At 57.7% G+C, this 13,348-nt stretch carries 16 protein-coding genes; 9 read left to right on the top strand and 7 right to left on the bottom strand.

Translation table 11 applies throughout. The features are described from left to right. Positions 1–198 (top strand): hypothetical protein (locus E4K09_RS29860; protein WP_204985766.1); only part of this gene is annotated, 198 nt, incomplete at its 5' end. Between the two features lie 399 nt (positions 199–597). Here the strand turns inward: E4K09_RS29860 and E4K09_RS19835 are convergent. Next, positions 598–1,365 (bottom strand): LuxR C-terminal-related transcriptional regulator, encoded by a 768-nt coding sequence (locus E4K09_RS19835; RefSeq protein WP_134499464.1) that lies wholly within the window; start codon positions 1,363–1,365, stop codon positions 598–600. A 694-nt stretch (positions 1,366–2,059) separates the two neighbouring features. Between E4K09_RS19835 and E4K09_RS19830 the strand changes: the two genes are divergently transcribed. Then, positions 2,060–2,449, top strand: coding sequence for a Crp/Fnr family transcriptional regulator (locus E4K09_RS19830; RefSeq protein WP_134499463.1), 390 nt, complete (start codon positions 2,060–2,062; stop codon positions 2,447–2,449). A gap of 147 nt (positions 2,450–2,596) precedes the next feature. Here E4K09_RS19830 and E4K09_RS19825 read toward each other — a convergent pair whose 3' ends face one another. Both E4K09_RS19825 and E4K09_RS19815 read right to left on the bottom strand, forming a co-directional pair. Further along, entirely contained in the window at positions 2,597–2,899 is a 303-nt protein-coding gene (locus E4K09_RS19825; RefSeq protein ID WP_134499462.1) for a hypothetical protein, read from the bottom strand. A 1,063-nt stretch (positions 2,900–3,962) separates the two neighbouring features. Further along, positions 3,963–5,090: a helix-turn-helix transcriptional regulator gene (locus E4K09_RS19815; RefSeq protein ID WP_134499460.1), complete on the bottom strand. Its 1,128-nt coding sequence runs from the start codon at positions 5,088–5,090 to the stop codon at positions 3,963–3,965. Between the two features lie 387 nt (positions 5,091–5,477). Between E4K09_RS19815 and E4K09_RS19810 the strand changes: the two genes are divergently transcribed. The 6 genes from E4K09_RS19810 (at position 5,478) to E4K09_RS19785 (ending at position 9,979) form a co-directional block, all read left to right on the top strand. Next, the gene (locus tag E4K09_RS19810) at positions 5,478–6,944 is read left to right on the top strand and encodes a sensor domain-containing diguanylate cyclase (RefSeq protein ID WP_166802420.1); all 1,467 of its coding nucleotides are present in this window, start codon (positions 5,478–5,480) and stop codon (positions 6,942–6,944) included. 21 nt (positions 6,945–6,965) lie between these two features. Beyond that, positions 6,966–7,667: an NAD-dependent deacylase gene (locus E4K09_RS19805; protein ID WP_134499458.1), complete on the top strand. Its 702-nt coding sequence runs from the start codon at positions 6,966–6,968 to the stop codon at positions 7,665–7,667. Positions 7,668–7,812: 145 nt separating this feature from the next. After that, entirely contained in the window at positions 7,813–8,175 is a 363-nt protein-coding gene (locus E4K09_RS19800; RefSeq protein ID WP_134499457.1) for a DsrE family protein, read from the top strand. A gap of 34 nt (positions 8,176–8,209) precedes the next feature. Continuing rightward, positions 8,210–8,587: a nuclear transport factor 2 family protein gene (locus E4K09_RS19795; protein ID WP_134499456.1), complete on the top strand. Its 378-nt coding sequence runs from the start codon at positions 8,210–8,212 to the stop codon at positions 8,585–8,587. A gap of 66 nt (positions 8,588–8,653) precedes the next feature. Further along, positions 8,654–9,118 (top strand): cupin domain-containing protein, encoded by a 465-nt coding sequence (locus E4K09_RS19790; RefSeq protein ID WP_134499455.1) that lies wholly within the window; start codon positions 8,654–8,656, stop codon positions 9,116–9,118. Positions 9,119–9,373: 255 nt separating this feature from the next. Beyond that, positions 9,374–9,979 (top strand): hypothetical protein, encoded by a 606-nt coding sequence (locus E4K09_RS19785; protein WP_134499454.1) that lies wholly within the window; start codon positions 9,374–9,376, stop codon positions 9,977–9,979. Here the strand turns inward: E4K09_RS19785 and E4K09_RS19780 are convergent. The 4 genes from E4K09_RS19780 to E4K09_RS19765 all read right to left on the bottom strand — a co-directional run bounded on the left by E4K09_RS19780 (position 9,948) and on the right by E4K09_RS19765 (position 12,107). Continuing rightward, positions 9,948–10,205, bottom strand: a complete 258-nt coding sequence (locus E4K09_RS19780) for a hypothetical protein (protein WP_134499453.1) — start codon at positions 10,203–10,205, stop codon at positions 9,948–9,950. The two genes, E4K09_RS19785 and E4K09_RS19780, sit on opposite strands and share 32 nt — an antisense overlap. A 98-nt stretch (positions 10,206–10,303) precedes the next feature. Continuing rightward, positions 10,304–10,561: a hypothetical protein gene (locus tag E4K09_RS19775; protein ID WP_134499452.1), complete on the bottom strand. Its 258-nt coding sequence runs from the start codon at positions 10,559–10,561 to the stop codon at positions 10,304–10,306. Positions 10,562–10,605: 44 nt separating this feature from the next. After that, complete coding sequence (locus tag E4K09_RS19770; RefSeq protein ID WP_204985765.1) at positions 10,606–10,956, bottom strand: hypothetical protein; 351 nt, start codon at positions 10,954–10,956, stop codon at positions 10,606–10,608. A gap of 710 nt (positions 10,957–11,666) precedes the next feature. Then, a complete protein-coding gene (locus E4K09_RS19765; protein ID WP_134499450.1) occupies positions 11,667–12,107 on the bottom strand; it encodes a hypothetical protein in 441 nt (146 codons plus the stop codon). 563 nt (positions 12,108–12,670) lie between these two features. Between E4K09_RS19765 and E4K09_RS19760 the strand changes: the two genes are divergently transcribed. Continuing rightward, positions 12,671–13,300 carry a recombinase family protein gene (locus tag E4K09_RS19760; protein WP_134499449.1) on the top strand — a complete coding sequence of 210 codons (630 nt, stop codon included), beginning with the start codon at positions 12,671–12,673 and terminating at the stop codon, positions 13,298–13,300. The last annotated feature ends 48 nt before the right edge of the window (positions 13,301–13,348 follow it).

The raw sequence follows: 13,348 nt of genomic DNA, 5'->3' as shown, positions 1-13,348 counted from the left end.
CCGCAGGACCGGAGCAGATCGGGCCAGCAGGGTTCCCCAGATCAGACCTCACGCCGCCACGGGATCAGCCCGGTCCACCTCGACCGTCAGGGACCGGGCGATCCGCATCACGGAACGGATTTCATCGACGAGTCCAGGATTTCACCCGAGCCGGGCTCCAAGATTATGAATTTCAGAAACGTTCATACCTGTATTTAGGAGAACTCAAATTCGAGGGCACGATCCGCTAGCGCGAGCGCAAAGCGGCTGCGGCGGCGAAGCAAAAGGGAAGGAAGCCGAAGAAGCCCTGATCCGGCTTCAACCGGCACGGTCTCTCGGACGGCTTCTCAACCATCCAGGGACCGTGTCCGATCATGAGCTTCCAGATCAGGCGGCCTCGACGACAATCTCCTTAGCTTGCAGCCGCCCGGCCCGCAGAGTCGAGTAGTAGGACGACCTGGAGATACCGAGGATGCGGCAAGTCTCGGGTACCGTGGTTGCCGGGTCATCGTGGGCCAGAAGCACCTGCCGGAACAGCGACGGCGTGAGCTTCGGAGTTCGTCCGAACCTCACCCCGCGTTCACGGGCCAGGGCAACGCCACTTTCATCGGCAATTGCTCAGACGTTCAGAGCCGACACTTCTGTTCTCCGCAGGCGCTGAGACGCCCACATGGCAGCCTGGGTGCGATTGGACGCCCCGATCTTGCGCAGGATGGTTTTGACGTGGACCTTGATGGTCGCTTCCGTGATGTCGAGATTGCGGGCGATGGCCTTGTTGGACGCTCCTTCGCGCAGGCAGTCCAGAACCTCCATCTCCCGCGTCGAGAGCTTGCAAGCCTTCAGGTCAGACAGGCTCGCCTCGGCCACGCTGTTGTTCTGGGCCGACCGGTTCTCAAGCTGAGCGGTGTCAAGCGCGATAGAGTCAAGGATTGCAGAGGGCACCATACCCTGACCGAGCATAACCAGTTCAAGGGACTTGATCAGAACTTCAGGAGCACTTGCAGCCGAACAGAAGCCCGTGATCCCCGCCTCATGGCCCCTCAGCACAAACCCGAGATCAAACTGGTCCGCCAAGGCAACGATACTGACTGCTGGAAACTGCTCTTTTGCCTGCTTGGCAACCTGAAACACACGACCGGTGGTCCTGTTCGCATCGATGATGACCAACGCAGGCTCCAAAGCTAAATTCTGAAGCCGGTCCAGATCGGCAACAGAAGCCATCTCGGCGAGAACGAACGGTGTTCCTTGCAAGATGTGCTGGAGGCCAGAACTGAGCAGAAGGTTGTCGGAGATCAGAGCGGTTCGGATGACAGGGTCGGGAATGCTGAACGGATCGTCGATCTGAGATGAGCGGTCGCGGACAAGGCTAATCGTTCGTGCAGTCATCTGTGCCCCCTGCTCAGTTTCTCTAGGGCAAGAACAATAATCAGGCTGAGGGAACCTTGTCTGTCGCCCAGCCGACAGAAGCCAGTTAGTCGAAAGTCCTAACGGCAGGCCAAAATCGCATCATCATTGCTTAGCCGGGCGACCAGAATTGCTGATCTGCTTGGGATCGAAAACGCGGACGCTATAGGGGCAGATCGGGCGTTCAAAGCGTCCATCCCCAGCTAGGCATTCGCTCAAGAGCAGCCTCCCTGACAGGAACACCCTCTGACCTCCCGCCGATAATGCGGAAGCTCAGGATCATCCAGCGTGGGAAGGAGAATTAAGTGCCGGGGTCCAGCGCTCATTCGCCAGCGGATCAGTCACGTTCGCCCCAAGGGTCGGGGATGCTCTTTCGCAACCCTCGTATTGTCTGATCCGGTTCGCCGCTTCGCGCCATGCGGCCTTCCGACGTTTCTCAAGAGAACGGACACTAAAGACTAATCTAAGTTATATTTCGCGCTGTACTTAGCACAAAAATTATATCGTAAGTTAAAGTACTCGTATAATTACGCGATTCTCAAAACTTTTCGGAACAAACTTGATGTAGAGCGGTTTTGCTCAGACTTCATGGTCATGCTCCTCATCGTTGCGTTCCTCCCCGACTGGCGGGAAGCTACAGCTTCCCGCCTTTTTATGAGAGCACCCTATTCATCGGATGCTAAGCATCGCTCTCACCGACAGCTACCCCCGCATTGCCCGCGCCCTGTGGTGGAGCACACTTGTAGACGAGGCAATCGCCCGCGAGTGGGTCGTGAACCTGGGGCAGCGCGATGCCCTACCTCGGGTGGCGCATCTCATCTGCGAAATGTTCGTACGCCTCCGGGCTGTCGATCTGGTTGAGGGCGCGAGCTTCGAGTTTCCGGTGACCCAGACTGAGTTGCGAGATAGGACTGGGCTCACGCCGGTTCACACCAACCGGACGCTCAAGGAGGTTCGCGCGGTGGGGCTGATTTCCCTCAAGGGGCAGAGGCTGACGATCCTCGATTCTCGACCGGCTGGTGCATCTGTCGATGTTCAGCCCAAATCACCTGCATTTGGGGCATGAGGGGAACGGGCGGAACAACCCGCTGGGTGTCCCTTAACAGCCCGATCTTCGCCTCATGGGAGGAACCAAAAAAGAAGCGCCCGCTGGGGGCGCTTGGAGGTTCCGGCTCGTAGGGGCAATGGGAGCCGGTGAAGTCGAAAAGTCGGATCAACCCGTCGCCTGGAGATCGTCCCGTGCGCCGGGCGAAAGATGCTTCTGAAGTTCAGCGACGAGCATCACGTAGGGCTGCCGCCGTTCGCGGTGTCTTATCGTCAGGCTTTCGGCGATCTGTCGCTTCAGCACCGGATCGGTCCTGCTGGCCTCCAGCCGTTGCATCTCGTGGCGATACTCAAAATCGAGGTTGGACAGGGTGCGGGCCGTGTCTTGCAGAAGAGCACGTAGATCAAACCTTCTGTTTCCACCAACGACCAACCGGTCGAGTGCGGACGATCCATGCTGCTGGTTCGGCATTGTTCCACTCTAGTGTTGGTTTGCTTGTTGTTGATCAGCATCGTCGGGATGCTTCAAGGGAAGAAAGCCCTGGCATGAGCCCAGGAGAACAGTTTAGCAATAAACTATCTAACTATTGCAGCACTCCTCGTTCGGAATCAGGCAATTGCATCCAGTGATATTGCTAAGGTTTTCCTCAAAAGCGGACTGATCGATACATCAGTTGAGCGCCGAAAGTCTGTTGGGTACCCGACACATCGCCTAGTCCTTTGGTGGTAAGCCATCCTTGAACTTCCAGGCTCATAGAGCACCCTGTCTCGTACAAGCTGCACAATCTTCAAGTGCGACTTCAGATACGCAAAGTCCTCAAGCGCCAGAGCAGCCAGAAAACAGTTGCGGCACGATGATCGGATTGGGGACCTCTGGTCATGGCACGACTTGGAGAGATTTCGAGCCTCCTGCCCGTGCTAACCATTCTGAGATGTTTCACCTTCGGGCGGTTTGAGATGCTCGATGGACACCCACCCGACGTTTTTCCCCAGGACTGGCGTCAAATAAGCCCGGTCGCCACGGAGTTCCACCACGCGACAGGTATAAGCCCTTCGGTCTCCTGGGGGACGGTAGATCACGCTGTCGCCAGGAGAAATGTCTTGGCCTTGGCGATAGGCGGTGGTCACCTCCTCCGAGGCCCTGCCGCTTTCCTGATCCAGAGAACCGCCCAAGTCCCGCCCTGCCCGAAACCGGTCAAGGGCAGCAATGGAAGCCCGTGCCCGGTCGCGATAGCGGTCCGCGACGACTCTTGTGATCGCGTTCGGCTCGCTCCCATGATGCCAAGCCATGCCTCCCGCCTGAGCAAGTGCCGCCGCAACGACTTCAACCTCCTCATCAGTCATGACGCGATGTCACCTCGTAACGCGAAGAACTCTTGTAACGACTGCGTTCGCCCATTTTCCCTCCACACACCTCCCCGTTATTTTGGTGAGTTGTGAGCATTGGCGCATTCCACATTTGTGATACGCCCTTCGGAGAAGATCAGGATGGCTTGCTGGTGCCTAACGGATCGGAGCACCGGCTGCCTCCTGCCTTAGCTTGGTTCAGGCAACGATCCGAGCTTGGTCACAAGCGCCACCAGTTGGCCTTGGCGCGAGATATCGAGGCGCTGATAGACGACCTTGAGAACCGTGCGGATCGTCCCATCCGTGAGCCCTAACTGCTCGGCGGCTTCCTTCGAGGACAATCCGCTGCCGACTGCCGCCGCCACACGGGCTTGCCCCTTTGTGAGGCCGAGGCGGATAAGGCGCTCTTGGAGGACTTCCGCAGCCGGGGCTGAAAGCCCGTTAACGAGCATGAGAACTCCGGGTCGCAGAGCAAGTTGCTCGAAGCCGGTATGCTCATTGCCGCTGATTGGAACGGCCTGGATAAAGACCTTCTGCTCGCCACCAGCCTGACGGGCGAGAACCAGCGGCGGACGAACCAAGGTTGCGTGTCCAGGCAAAGCGGAGATGATCAAGGCATCCAGAGCCTTCTGATCTCGTGCCGTTGCCGCCTTGAGCCGCCCACCAGAGACGTTGAAGCCTGTTCCCAGCATAGATTGGGCGACCTCATTGATCGAAACCACACTGCCATGAGCGTTTAACAGAATGACACCGCAAGTGAGGCGATCAAGAGCACCTCCAAGGAGACGGGAGGCGCGTCTGCCTTCCGCGATCTCCGCCGCTGCTGCGAGAGCCCGCGCCGCGTGGGGGGCAAGCCGGGCGAAACTCGCCTCATCGGCTTTCTCGAAGGAGCCCCGGCGAAGGTCCCTGTGAATCCCCACCGTGATGACCTGTCTTGACGGCAGAACGGTCGCGTACCCCATGTAAGCGCCAAGATTGTGCGGCCTAAGGAACTCCTGACAGAAGGGGTGGCTCCGCAGGGTTTCCTCATCAAGGAGATCAGCATCGGTGATTAGCCCTTCTGAAATCCCGCGTGCCAGTCCTCGCTCGTTACGAACATCGTAACGCCACCACTCCTGACCGTAGTCTTGATTGGCCTCATCCAGGCTGGAGGAGGAGATGGTTACCATCTTGGCAGTCGCTGCGACGGGTACGATCACCGCTCCGATTCCGCCAGCAACCTGTGTCATGTGGCTGAGAGCATCCGGCCAGCGTTCCGGGTCGAGGGCAGCAGCGTAGATTGCATCTATGGTGGTGAGCAGGTCAGGTTTGCCCATATCGATACCTTGGCCTCATAAGGACATGTCACCAGAAATCGTTGTCGTGGAGCGACCGAATTCCGTAATTTTTGGCAAGTCGTTAGTATAAGAAGCTCTGCGCATTCGCATCAATATTTTGGCTTGCCCCAATCTATAGCGCCGGATGGTCTCGTGTGCGACGTAACCACAGTTGTGGGATTGCAACATTCTGGGAAATCACAGAAGTACATGTGCTTTCCACCTACTCGCCAGTCTTGACTTGCGGTTGCCAGCCTTGCTTAGCTGCCATGCAGAGGCTTCGCGTTTCGAGCATTAGAGCGCAAAGAGCCAGGATGCCGCGAAGGTGCTAAGTAAGACGTAATGAGACGCCTGCTATCAGAACTCGCCCTTCAACTGATTGCAGGGATGATCGCGCTCAGTATCCTCGCAATCTCAGCTTTCTCCCTATGGAATGATCGCCAGAACGCATGGCTCGATGCTGAGCGAACGCTGCGCAACCTTCTGACCGCCCTGGCGCAGGATATTGGCGGAAACATTGAGGCCCTCGACTTCGCCCTCAAGGAGATCAGCGTTGATGTCGCCGATGAGGCGCTGCTCCATCTTCCTCCACTGGCCCGGCACCGTATCCTCTTCGACCGCGCACGAACCGTGGACTACATGGGCGGCGTGGTAGTTCTCAATGAAGCAGGCAACATCATTGCCGATTCCGAGTCCATCCTGCCGCGCCGGTTTAACGGCGACCACCTGGATCACTTTCAGGCTCACCGAGACCGCGCCGATGTCGGGCTCTATGTGAGCCGCCCCTTCCAGAGCACCCTCAGACAGGGTGATTTCAGCATCGCGATCAGTCGGCGCTTGTCCCGCCCGGATGGCAGCTTCGCGGGTGTGGTTGCCAGTCGGATATCCCTGTCCAAGTTCAATGCCCTGTTCCAGAACCTCGACCTGGGACAGGAGGGTGCGCTCGCATTCCTTCGGGATGACGGCATCTTGCTCACCCGCAAGCCGCTCAACGAAAGCCAGATCAACCAGGACCTGAGCGGCACGCCAAATGGCAGACACTTCTTCAAGGAGAGGTCTGGCAGTTTTGCGTCAACCGGAGCGCTCGATGGCATTCAGCGGTTCTATGTGTTCGGGCGTGTGGACGGCTTTCCTCTCGTGCTCGTCCTGTCCAAAAGCGTCGATGAACTTATGGCAGCGTGGAGGGCTAAGGCGGTTGTCCAGAGTAGCATTACGCTGCTGATCTGTGGCGCATTGATTGGGCTGACGGTTCTGTTCCAACGCGAACTGCGCCGCCGCACGAGAGCCGAGGCAAAGCTCAAGCGGATTGCCAGGACCGATGATCTCACCAGCCTGCCGAACCGCCGCGCCTTCCGCGAGGCGTATGAGCGGGTATGGCGGCGAGCCACCCGTGTGGGCGCACCCCTGTCAGTGCTGTTCGTGGACGCGGATTACTTCAAGAACTTCAACGATCAGTATGGTCATGCAAGGGGCGATGAGGCGCTTTGTGCGATTGCTCGTGTGCTCGACGCGAACATCCGACGACCGTTTGACTTGGCGGCTCGGCATGGCGGCGAAGAGTTCATTGTCCTCCTTCCAGATACGGACCTGAAGGGTGCCCGGATGATCGCGGAGAATATCCGCCACGCCGTCCTGTCCCTCGGTATCTCCCACGTGGGGAGCCCTTATCAGGTGGTGACGGTGAGCATCGGTATCGCCTCGATACGACCATCTCAGGGAGGCGACAGAGACGCCCTCCTCGAAGCAGCCGATAAGGCGCTCTATGAAGCCAAAGCGAGTGGGCGAAGCTGCATCTGTGAATACGAGATGCCTATTGTCTGCCATGGGCAGGGGCTGCCGAGTGTAGTGGCCTGAACGCGTATCTTGGGAGGCGCTATGAACATCTTTGCACTGACCGGCGCTGGTGTGTCAGCCGAGAGCGGCTTGGGGACGTTCCGAGACAAGGACGGGCTCTGGACCCGCTTTGATCCGATGAAGCTCGCCACTCCCGAGGCGTTCGTCCATAATCCCGATGAGGTACATGCCTTTTACAACTTACGCCGTCAGAACCTCCTATCGGCAGAACCGAATGCGGCTCATTGGGCTCTCGCGCGACTAGAGACTGGTCTGGCCGAGCGCGGCGGCAGCCTGTTTTTGTGTACGCAGAACATCGACGATCTCCACGAACGGGCTGGCTCGCGGCAGGTCATTCATATGCATGGGGAACTGCTCAAAGCCCGCTGCACAGCCTGCGGCGGGATAATGCCATGGCGCGAGGACCTGGGCACTGAGGTCCTCTGCCCGTCCTGCCGCCGTTCCGGAGGCATGAGACCTCACGTGGTCTGGTTCGGCGAGATGCCTCTGGAGATGGATGCGATCTATGACGCTCTGCTCGGGGCTGACCTATTCGTCTCTATCGGCACGTCGGGCTCGGTCTACCCAGCAGCCGGATTCGTGTCGGAGGCGCGAGGGCATGGTATCCGTACCTGCGAGATCAATCTGGAACCCTCAGACAACGCCCGGCAGTTCGACGAGGGGCGGTATGGACCAGCGGGTGAGGCTGTCCCAGCCTGGGTCGAGCAGGTTCTCACGAGTTGAAGAACGTAGGGAGTGACGCCGCCTCGTTCGGTCCTCTAAGGCACCTCATCCAGAATAGTCGCATCGGTACGTTGGCGCACCGCATGATCATGCGCATAGTTGATGCTGAGCAATGTTGTCATTTGCATCCTTGGGTGAGGTGCTCATGCCCAGCCTCCTTGTCCACGTCACCTGCGGACCTGAGAAACCGACCAAGGCGACCCTCGCCTTCTTTGTCGCAGCATCGGTGGTTGAGGCGGGACATGAGGTTCATGTCGTTCTGGCAGGCGATGCGGTCCAACTCCTGCGCGAACCCGTGCGGAATGCCCTGACGTGGCTCGGCACAGGTGCGCTGAACGAACACTATTCTAAGGTCATCGCGGGACGCGGTCGTCTCTACCTCTCGGGCGGGTCCTGCGCCGCACGAGGCGTGACCGATGAGGACATCCAAGATGTTCTCTATGAGAAGGGAGCCCCGCCAACCTTGGTTCGGCTGATCATGGAGTGCGACCGGAACATCGTCTACTGACCTAATGAGAACACGAGGTAGGATAGGAACTCAGATGCCCAACACCGTTTCCAATTCATTCCTCGACGACTTTGCGACGGCTTGGAACCGGCACGATACGAATGCAATCCTGTCGATGATGACCGAAGACTGCGTGTTCGAGGCCAGTCGTAGACCTGACATGAAGGGGACCGTTTATACAGGTCAGAGCGAAGTTCGCCGTGGGATAGAGGAGGTCTTTGCTACCTTTCCGGATGCGCGATGGAATGGTCCCAAGCATTTCACCGCTGGGGATCGTGGCGTCTCAGAGTGGGTCTTTACGGCAAATGGGCCAGATGGCGCTCGCATAGAAGTCCAGGGCTGCGATGTGTTCACGTTCCGGGACGGCAAGATTGCAGTGAAGAACTCGTATCGAAAACAGCGGACCGACTGATCCTGGAAATTTCATTGCTCAGCATCACTGCATCGGTACGAGTGTGCGGCAAGGAAGAGTACAAGCATGGACGACGCCACTGATCATCGGAACCTCTGGTTCCTTGATACCCACGTCACCATCCGCATCTCGTCACGAGATGGTTCAGACGGCATCTCGGTACTGGAACACCGAGCCTCGCAGGGAGACTCCCCGCCCCTTCATATCCACCATGACGAGGATGAAATCTTCCACGTGCTCGAAGGTGAGGTGCGCTATCGCGTTGGGGACCAGGAGCACAGGGCCAAGGCCGGGGAGACGCTGCTGACGCCCAAGGGGATTCCCCACACGTACAGGGTCGAGTCGGCTCAGGCCCGGATGCTCACCGTTACGCGAGGCGAGTTCGAGAGCTTCATCCGTGCATTTGGCCGTCCTGCTGAGCGACAGGGGGTGCCTGATCCATCTGGTCCGCCCACTCCCGAGCAGGCTGAGGCCCTTGCCCGAGCCTGCCAGCAGTTTGGCATCGAACTCGTCGGCCCACCTTTGGCGTGAAATCGGAGAACTCGACTCATATCTCCATATTCCTTGGGCGGCTGTCAGGGACCGGTGATCTCAACCGTGATACCGTTAGGGTCCTTCAGAAAGCACGGACGGAGGTTGCTCTCCGGGATGGGCCGCAGCCCATAGTAGTGAACACCCATGACATCGAGGCGGGCCAATGCAATGTTGCCCTGAAACTCATGCAGATGAGGGTCCGATCTGCCTACCGACCCGAATGGCACCCCGGATTGAATATGGTAAGTCAGTATGACGATGATCCGAAAACCTTTTGAGATGCCGTTCCTTCACACCATGCCGAATGACTTCGGCCTGGGGGATCGCTTTACCAATCGGGAACATCTGGAGCGCCTCCTGGCGACTCCGTGTAAAGTCATCCACCAGGATGACACCGTCCTTCTGGCTGTTACCGCCAGTCAGGACCGCCACGAGGTTTTCATGTACAGAAAGGATGAGCACTCTCTTACCTATTATCTGACTTACAAGGTCGAACAGATAGAACCGCTGAGGGTGGTTGCGACGGAGGTGGCGCTCTGGCGTCGGTCGGCTCCTGGGTTGGAGCGGAGCACGGGTCGCATCTTCGATTACCTATTCAAACGGATCGATAGTGTCGTAAGTGCCCCAACGGGGTTTGAGGGGGAACGCTTCTGGATCGACCGCATGGCCGAGGGACATGCAAAGGGGCTTGCTGTTGGCGTAATGGATGGTGATAGCCCAATTCCGTACGACGATAGCAGACATCTGCTCGACTGGGTTCAGGCACTGGACGCCTCGGGTGGCAAGGATCAATCCAAGCGTAGGCGCTACTTTATCTCAAGGGCGGCTACCAAATCCGGTAGCCGAAACTCTCCTTGAACTTTTCGGCATCGTGCAGTTCGGCGAACCGAATATATCCATCCTGATTAGGGTCGATGTCGATGAACCACACCCCCTCGGTATGACTGGGCACCCAACTGACGATATCATCGTAAAGCCGCTGCCCGAGAAACCGGAATGCATGCGGGAGGGTCTCGTCGATCCATAACAGAACATCCCCATCAAACTCGTGATCAGGATGTACGCGGACTTGCCGCTGGTCCATGCTTATCGTCTTTGGCTGCATTGTCCAACTCGCTGATCGAAGACACCTCAATCGGTCATTCTTCTACCAGTTGTCGCGAGGAAGTGCTCCTGGAGTTGCTACTCTGTCCAGTCGGTCACGTCGATAGCCCCGAAGCTGCCGTCCTCGATTCCACGGGCGAGTGCAAGGAGCCGGTCGTAATCCTGGCGGGGGATCAAGCCGCCCTCGGCGATCTCGACCATCGTAATGGTCTCGCCTTCGTTCGTCTCAATATCATATACAGGTGGCCCGCCGTTCTCTCGCTCGTGGACCTTGATGATTAAGCCCCGGCGGTCGGCGGGGAGTCGAACACTTGCGTAGAGGTTATCGTCAGTCATAGAGGCTCTCCCTGATCCGGCCATTATCGAACCCGTTTAGCTTCTCAGGCGGGCAGTCCAAGCGCTTCATTGAAGATGGTTTCATCCACCGCGTTCCAAAACAAGACCCCGAGGAGATCGACACGTTCAACGCGGGCCTCCGCCTCGATAAGTTCAATGAACTCTTCTATTTGCGCCTGCTGCTTCGGCGTTCCGATAACGACGTTATCGTAGAACTCCACCTCGCCAGCTACGGCAGTTGCGACGTAGGTGAGGTCTCGTTCGTCGGCGAAGCAGAAGCCATGGAACGGTTCTGGCAAAGGCTCACAATGAAGAAGCCCGCGATCACATACTATGTCTACCGCCTTGTCGTAGGCGCATCCGTAGGTGACGAGTTTAGGGGTGCGATTCTTCATGAATTCCTTTCGTCTTAGATCAAGATTGGCATAGGCTCGATGTTCAGGGTTGGCAGGTGCTCGCCTCTTACCGGTGGTGTTTTGGTGCGAGACCGCTGCGGCCATATCGAGAGCTTCAAGGCTTGGTAGCGACCGTGAGGTGATGGCGAGAGCGCAATCACGCCTGGATCAATGAATGCACTGATCTCCCTGCGCAGATCGGTGGGTTCGATGGGCCGGATGCCTGTCCTCCAACGTGCATCGAAGGCGGATAGGACCTCGGAAGCGGTTAACGACCCGAGGCTCACGACTCCGCGTACGCTACGGTCTGCGGACCACCAGACTGCTATGATGAAGCCCGCCCACCACCGATTCTCTCTGCGGCGGTAATCTACGAGGTTCCTAGCTTCGACGCGCCACGCCCAGAAATCAGTATACTGGGATGCCGTGATGTCTATCTCGATTACACGCAGGCTGCCCGTAGCTTTGGTGAGCAAGCGGCGAGTTATCCGACATGCATACCGGCGGGCACAGTGCTCACAGGTGATCTGTTCGCAGCGGTTACTGGAGCACCAATTGGTCCTCATATGAGGATTTATCAATTTGAGATCAGGATGTGCAGTATCGTGAGACGGCGGTCCGTCGAAGAATAATCATGACTGACCCTAAAGAACGGCGGCAGCTTAGAGGCTGCCGCCGTTGCCAATTAAATTGATCTACAGGGGCCAATCTCAACGATTGATCTTCGCGCCAACAGCTTGGAGCGCTTCGACAGCATCGACTGTTTTGCCCCCGTAGGCAGACCAATACCGATTCACTACCTCGATGATAGCGATCCTTTCTCCAACACCCATCACCTGGAGACGGTTGCAGAGATCATCCCCATTGAAATTCCAGCGGCCAGCAAGATCGTCCAGATCAATTGCATCACGGATGCTGTGCTCAAGGTGATGCACCAATGTAGCGTTGCGGATCGTACTATTCCAGCAATCAATCATAGCCATCCACTCGTTGACTTGAAAGGACGGCATGTAGAAGCGGACGATATCTTGATGCTGCTCGCACACATCGTTAATCCGATCCGATATATTTCCAGTGGGATTTGTGCTGAGCACGTCCTGGACCGCTTTACTCGGATAGAACATGACACAGTTCGATTCGTCTTCGGACATTCACATAGTTCCTCTATTGTCGTGCAGGAATCTGCGCGAACAGGTTGTTGATGAGTAGCGGCCTATGTAGGTGCCGCCTCGCTGGACCTATGAAAATTGCCTGCGGCTACAGCCAAGCACTCGGCGCAGCGAATACGCTGCCCAAAATCATGAGCAGCCATCAAATAGAGGCTCGTCCAATGACGCCTTAAATAGGTGTCCCACGATGAACGCCGTGAGACACGATCCTCATCTGTAAGAGATAAGGATTCGGGTACATATTGTTCGCAGGGTCGTCTGTCAATGAAGGGCGGCGGTGTCTTTCTACTCTGCGACGTTATCTGGTCGCCTGGGCTTCATCTCGACGCCGCTTCCACTCTTATCTGCCACGTCCACACCGTCCTAGCGGTCCTTCCGCCCTGTACCAAAAACCTCCTTGAACTTCGCGGCTGGAGCGGTCCAAAAAATCCTTATTTTCCGGGACCTGCGCAGGCGTACGAAGTTCGCGTACGAGTGTCTCTGCAAACATCTGTTTTTCTGACGCCATTCGTTGACTGATCCCGAAGCTATGGCACGGTGGCGGCATGACGAAGCGCGTGGCGATCTATGGACGAATCTCGACCGATAAGAAGGCTCAGACCGTCGAGAACCAATTGAGGGAATTGAACGAGGTGGCGGTCCGTCTCGGTTGGACAGTGGTCGCCGTCCATACGGATGAAGGCATCTCGGGAGCCAAGGGAAGAGATCAACGTCCTGGCTTCGACAATCTGCTGAAGGGCGTTGCTCGCAAAGAGTATGACATGATCGCCGCCTGGAGCGTGTGTCGGCTGGGCCGGTCCCTCCAGGACCTCGTCGCCTTCCTCGCCGATATCCAGGCGCGAGGGATCGACCTTTATCTGCACCAGCAGGCGCTCGATACGAGCACGCCATCTGGGCGTGCCCTGTATCAGCTTATGGGCGTCTTCGCGGAATTCGAGCGAGCTATGGTGGCGGCCCGAGTAAAGGCCGGATTGCAGCGGACCCGTGAGAAGGGCACCCGCCTGGGCCGCCCGCCGATGTCTGACGAGAAGATCGAGCAGATCAAGATGGCTCTGGAAGCAGGTCGAGGTATCAGGGCGACGGCCCGCGAGACCGGGGCGAGCACCACCTCGGTGATGCGGATCGCCCGGTCCCTGACGGTCGAGGTGGACCGGGCTGATCCCGTGGCGGCGTGAGGTCTGATCTGGGGAACCCTGCTGGCCCGATCTGCTCCGGTCCTGCGG

Source organism: Microvirga pakistanensis (assembly GCF_004458765.1).
Taxonomy (GTDB): domain Bacteria; phylum Pseudomonadota; class Alphaproteobacteria; order Rhizobiales; family Beijerinckiaceae; genus Microvirga; species Microvirga pakistanensis.
The sequence above is the reverse complement of the archived record's forward strand: the minus strand, read 5'-3'. Positions and strand labels throughout refer to the sequence as shown.